At 43.8% G+C, this 5063-nt stretch carries 5 protein-coding genes and 1 pseudogene; 4 read left to right on the top strand and 2 right to left on the bottom strand.

The features are described from left to right. From QUA33_RS27515 to QUA33_RS27500, 4 genes and pseudogenes are all read left to right on the top strand, one after another. A pseudogene (locus QUA33_RS27515) lies at positions 1-193 on the top strand (IS630-like element ISMae27 family transposase); the annotation flags it as partial. A gap of 3 nt (positions 194-196) precedes the next feature. Then, the gene (locus QUA33_RS27510) at positions 197-769 is read left to right on the top strand and encodes an IS630 family transposase (RefSeq protein ID WP_333152866.1); all 573 of its coding nucleotides are present in this window, start codon (positions 197-199) and stop codon (positions 767-769) included. A gap of 505 nt (positions 770-1274) precedes the next feature. Further along, on the top strand, positions 1275-1619 hold the full coding sequence (locus QUA33_RS27505; RefSeq protein ID WP_333096175.1) for a BON domain-containing protein: 345 nt from the start codon (positions 1275-1277) through the stop codon (positions 1617-1619). 242 nt (positions 1620-1861) lie between these two features. Further along, entirely contained in the window at positions 1862-2233 is a 372-nt protein-coding gene (locus QUA33_RS27500; protein ID WP_333152862.1) for a DUF4278 domain-containing protein, read from the top strand. A 121-nt stretch (positions 2234-2354) separates the two neighbouring features. Here QUA33_RS27500 and QUA33_RS27495 read toward each other — a convergent pair whose 3' ends face one another. Together QUA33_RS27495 and QUA33_RS27490 are read right to left on the bottom strand one after the other, a co-directional pair. After that, complete coding sequence (locus QUA33_RS27495) at positions 2355-3536, bottom strand: RtcB family protein (RefSeq protein ID WP_333152860.1); 1182 nt, start codon at positions 3534-3536, stop codon at positions 2355-2357. A 337-nt stretch (positions 3537-3873) separates the two neighbouring features. Further along, positions 3874-4947, bottom strand: a complete 1074-nt coding sequence (locus QUA33_RS27490; RefSeq protein ID WP_333152864.1) for a hypothetical protein — start codon at positions 4945-4947, stop codon at positions 3874-3876. Positions 4948-5063 lie beyond the last annotated feature (116 nt).

The raw sequence follows: 5063 nt of genomic DNA, 5'->3' as shown, positions 1-5063 counted from the left end.
AGACCCCGAAGGATTTCAGAGTTATAAAGAAGTTCATCTTTGGCTATGGTTGATTAAAGGAATAGCCAGTAGTTACCCGGCTGTCTATTCTTTAGTAAGAGGGGAATTAAAAAGTAAATTAAAAATTCCCATACCTCGCAGTATTTCTCAGAAATCTACGGCCATTAATGAATTTAAAAATAACTTGCATTAACAGATAAAAGCTTTACTAGACAAAGCTTTACCTCAAGTAAACAAATATAAAAAAGTCACTTATTGGTGTAGTGATGAAACGCGGATAGGGCTGCATACAATTCGTCGGCGTAAGCTGACGCTTTTCGGCGTAAAGCCCATGGGGAAGCATCAATGGAAATTTGAGTGTTTTTGGCTGTATGGGGCAGTATCAATCCCTACTGGAAAGAGTTTTTTTTGGGAGTTTTCGCATTTAGACAAAGTTTGTTTTGAAGCATATTTACAACTTTTGTCAATACAATATCCTCATGAATTACACATTATTCAAGTTGATAACGCACCCGCTCATAAGTTGGACTCATCTGAATTACCAGACAATGTTATTTTACTATTTCAGCCTCCGGCTTGTCCGGAAGTAAATCCGACAGAAAGAGTGTGGGAATATCTGAAAGATTTTTTAGCTTTGTCGGTGTTTAGTAATCTTGACGAACTCCGCACAAAAGTCAAGGAAATTTTGGCATCTTTCACCGATCGTGTCATTGGTTTTCTTACCGGATGGTCGTGGATTTTACATTCTTTATCTCTATCACATCTTTAAAAAAATGGTATTAGATCAAATCGCATAATTACTTATAGCAATCCTCGCATCATTTGTGAATTTCTTACTCCCCAGCGAGCGGGTTCGGGGAGGGTTTGGGTGGGGTAAAAAATTTACGACTCATGCAAGGATTGCTATATGCAGGACTACCCTTAATTAAGCGCGGCCTACCGTCCCCTGTATCGGTGGACACAGTTCGATGACGTGCAGGAGATGTCCCGCGTTGTTAAACAAACCGAGAATGTATTCCGGCGCGCTGTGCAGTTTTTTTTTAAGGTGACAGGGGGGGAACTGCTTCGACTACGCCTCTGCTATCCAAGGCCCAGCGATCGTCCCATACATCAAATAGCAACATCAACATCTAGATACCATTTAAGATTTTAGATTGTAAAAGTCTCCCGATAAAACATTTTGATAAATTTCGCTGAGTTTTGCAACAATTACGAGTCTTTTGGAATTCTAGAGCTATCTTGGAAAAAGTGTATTTTCAGGAGACTCAACTAATATGGGTTGGTTTAAAAGACTGTTCGGACTCGAAAAGCCTGAAGCCCCGGCTGAACCGATGGCACAAGTAGTACAGCAAGCAGCACAAGCGCAATCCATCGCTCCTGCTAAAGTCGGCCCAGACGGAAACTTTGACGAGAGTGGCTTAGCGAAGCGGGTTGCTTTAGCTTTTGACAGCGATGCAGAAGTTGCTGATATCGAGACTGTTTATGTCGCTCAGCTCAGCAGCACAGTTGTTCTCAAAGGTCAAGTTCCCAGTCAGGAAATTCTCGACAAGTTGGTAGCGATCGCCTCTGCTGAAGAAGGTGCAACAAACGTGCAAACCGATCAGGTGACAGTCGGGTAGTTCTTCCCAAGCGAAGCAGTTTCGCTCCGGGCGCGGCTCGAATTAGTCAAAAGCTCGATTAAACCCGCGGCGGCGGGTTTTTTCTTGCCCTCTGCCCCTCAAAATATTAATTTTTGTAAATTTAACGAATTCATCTTAAAAAACAGTATAATTGAATACAGAAACTAAAAAAGTTTTAGCCAAAAAAACCCAAGGTAGCCTGACTGCCCTTTTTATCTCCATACATATAAGGATCAAAAAATATGAAACTCACTTATCGCGGCGCACACTATGAGTACGACATTCCGACTGTCGATATGATCGAAGGCGAAGTCGCGGGCAAATATCGGGGCCAAAACTGGAACTATCGCTATCCCAGACACATTCCCGCCCCAAATAAATACGGCGGTACAAACTATACTACAAAGCGAGATCCTCAAGCTGGCGATCGGGATAGCGCAGCAGTTCGCACCCCAGGGGCGGTTGAATCTTACCCAACAGTTGTGGAAGTGGCGCAAGTCCACCAAGCGAATATTTGCAATATTCTCGATCGTAGAAAGCAAGCAGCCAAAGCCAATGGCGATGAAAGACTGCTGCGCTTGCTAGAAATTGAGTCGAGACAGATGGTGTGTTAGAGAAAAGCTTCAGAAAACAAAGCGTTTGTCAAGAGGGGGGGGAATCAACAGCGGCTTGATTTCCCCCCTCTTCCCATAAAGCAATTTTCAGGTAAGTGAAGTACAAATAAACCAGTTTCTGTCATCCCTTGACACAAACCACCTGCTTCAGAGTCGCCACAACTTCCACCAAATCCGACTGCTGACTCATCACCTCATCAATCGGCTTATAAGCCCCCGGAATTTCATCTAAAAATTGCTCATCTTTCCGGCACTCAACCCCCTCAGTCTGCCGCACCAAATCATCAAGAGTGAATACATTTTTAGCTTGAGTGCGAGACATCAACCGCCCCGCACCGTGACTGCAACTACAGTAACTTTCAGCATTTCCCTTCCCTTTAACAATGAAAGACTTCGCCCCCATCGAACCCGGAATAATGCCGTAATCCTCTACATCCGCGCGCACGGCACCCTTGCGAGTCACATACACATCTTCGCCAAAATGCACCTCTTTTTCCGCGTAATTGTGGTGGCAATTCACCTCTAATAACGGCTTAACAGATTTGCCGCCCGCGACGTGCTTTTCCACAATTCGCTTAAACCGATTCATCATCACATCGCGATTAAAACGAGCATAATCTTGCGCCCACTGCAAATCGTGCCAGTAAGCCTCAAACTCCCGCGTCCCCGCTACAAAATAAGCCAAATCTTTGTCAACCAGATTAATTTCTGCCAGTTTAGCTAAATCTTTAGCAGTCTCGATGTGCTGCTGTGCGAGCAAGTTTCCAATGCCGCGAGAACCAGAGTGCAGCATCAGCCAAACAAAGTTTTCAGTATCAACACAAACCTCAATAAAATGATTGCCGCCACCGAGGGAACCCATTTGTTTTAAGGCTTTATTGTCTTGGTGCTGCACGCCTTGATGAAGTTCCTTAAACTCCCCCCATCTCTGCCAGTTAGTGACAGTTTTTTCTACTTCTTTATTTTCCGCAAATCCCACGGGAATTGCGGCTTCGATATCGAGGCGAATTTGTTTGAGTTTACCTTCTAATTTGTTGGCGGTGAAAGGCATTTTAATGGCAGCCATCCCACAACCAATATCCACGCCAACAGCAGCCGGAATAATCGCTTCTTTTGTGGCAATTACTGAACCGACTAAAGCACCTTTTCCTAAATGTACGTCGGGCATTAGTGCGACGTGTTTGAATACAAAGGGCAAAGATGCTACGTTGGCGGCCATCTTGGTTTCTTTTTCGCCCAGGGCGTGATTGGCCCAAGATAATACTGATTTTGGGGCTGATATTTCTAATTTTTCGTAGGGCATTTTTGTTTAAATTTGTTATTTTGTAGTATTATTGTAACACAATAATGCGATCGTGTCAAATGCACCTGACTGACTAATTTTAGTAGGGTGTGTCAGCTTAACATCAAATGCAGCACCGATATTGTTTGTGAGTCCGACAGTCCGACAGGGAATGAATTCCCTGTCTCATAGCAAAAATCCTCTAAAAGAGGACTAAAATCGATCGCACTTCCCGTCAAAATCTACAGTCGGTTTCAACCGACTTTCGCTATGAGGCAGGGGTTTCAACCCCTGTCGGACTGTGGGAAAGCGAGTCAAAAGCTAACACGGCACAAGAAGCGTTTTGTATTGGAAATCCTTAAGAAATGTCTAAAGATTGAATGAATAATTGACTGTACGGTGCCGATTCTTGTACCTTCGCCAGGGAACCAAACAACTCTTTTCCCCCGAAGATAACTAATGTCTTCTGTTTAGAGTCAGGTTCTTGAGTCAGGATTTGTGAATGAACGGACAGAATGCTATCTGAATCCCAACGATAGAAATAGTGCAAGTCGCCGCAAAGCTGTTCTTTAAGATCCTTGAGAGTAGGGTAAAGTTCTTTACACGAACGTGGCTCGTGACCGATTAAAATTAGTTGATCAGATATTTCCATTTTGTTAATATCGATTAGATACATGAGCCCTTCATCAGTATTAACTAGAATGAGATCGTCCGATAGGTAGCACATATAGTAGCCAAAACCGTTATCCGCATGAGGCCATTTGCATATTCCAAGTAGATTACACTCAGGAAAACTGAATCGGCTGATTTGTCGCCCACAATCATGTACAACCACAAATTCGCTACCGGCAGGATGAAATTCTGGAGGCGCTGTGTCATCGGGACATGGAACTTCCACGGCGTGAATTTCCATACCATCATCATAAAGCCAGTAAATTTGCTGTAAGCCCTGACCCTCAGCAGCGCAAATAGCTAAAATTTGGTTTTCCGGGTGCGGGTAAAACGAGAAGGAACTCGATCCAAAAGGGTCTTCGAGCAAAAGTTTTCGCTGGATTTGCCATGAATTGGTATCACGAATTTGAATCTCGACTTCCTCGCCTTCAATTACTTTCATGCACCAAAAACGCACGCCGTCTGCATCAAACCAGCAGTCTTCAAATTCATTCTCGTTATCCAAAAAATAATACTTAACATGAGGGTTACGTAGCTTTTGTTCGTACACTAGCTGGTTTTCTGCTGTCATAACTGCTAAGTGATTGCCATTTGCCATAATTGCTGCCAGCAAATCGCCTTTGGGACTGATGGCTAAACAGCTAATTTCGTCGGCAAGCTGGTATTCGTATTTGGGCGACAAGTTGCGATCGACTAAAGTGACCTTTTTGCGATCGCCACTGACAATCGTCGCCCACTCGGAATTAATGGGTTGGTTTATGTATGAGAACGACCAATCAATTTTTATTTCATGTTTTGGTGCTGGGGGGGTGACAAAAAGGTCTACGAGATAGACTGTATAAGGGTTGCGGCCCGCATACCTTGTTGATAAAAGCG

The sequence above is a fragment of the Microcoleus sp. Pol14D4 genome, from assembly GCF_036701245.1.
GTDB lineage: Bacteria > Cyanobacteriota > Cyanobacteriia > Cyanobacteriales > Microcoleaceae > Microcoleus.
This window is presented reverse-complemented; position numbering and strand designations above follow the sequence as displayed.

Coding starts and splice junctions, on each gene's coding strand:
- QUA33_RS27495 (WP_333152860.1), bottom strand. CDS start 3,536: ATGCCCTACGAAAAATTAGAAATATCAGCCCCAAAATCAGTATTATCT.
- QUA33_RS27500 (WP_333152862.1), top strand. CDS start 1,862: ATGAAACTCACTTATCGCGGCGCACACTATGAGTACGACATTCCGACT.
- QUA33_RS27505 (WP_333096175.1), top strand. CDS start 1,275: ATGGGTTGGTTTAAAAGACTGTTCGGACTCGAAAAGCCTGAAGCCCCG.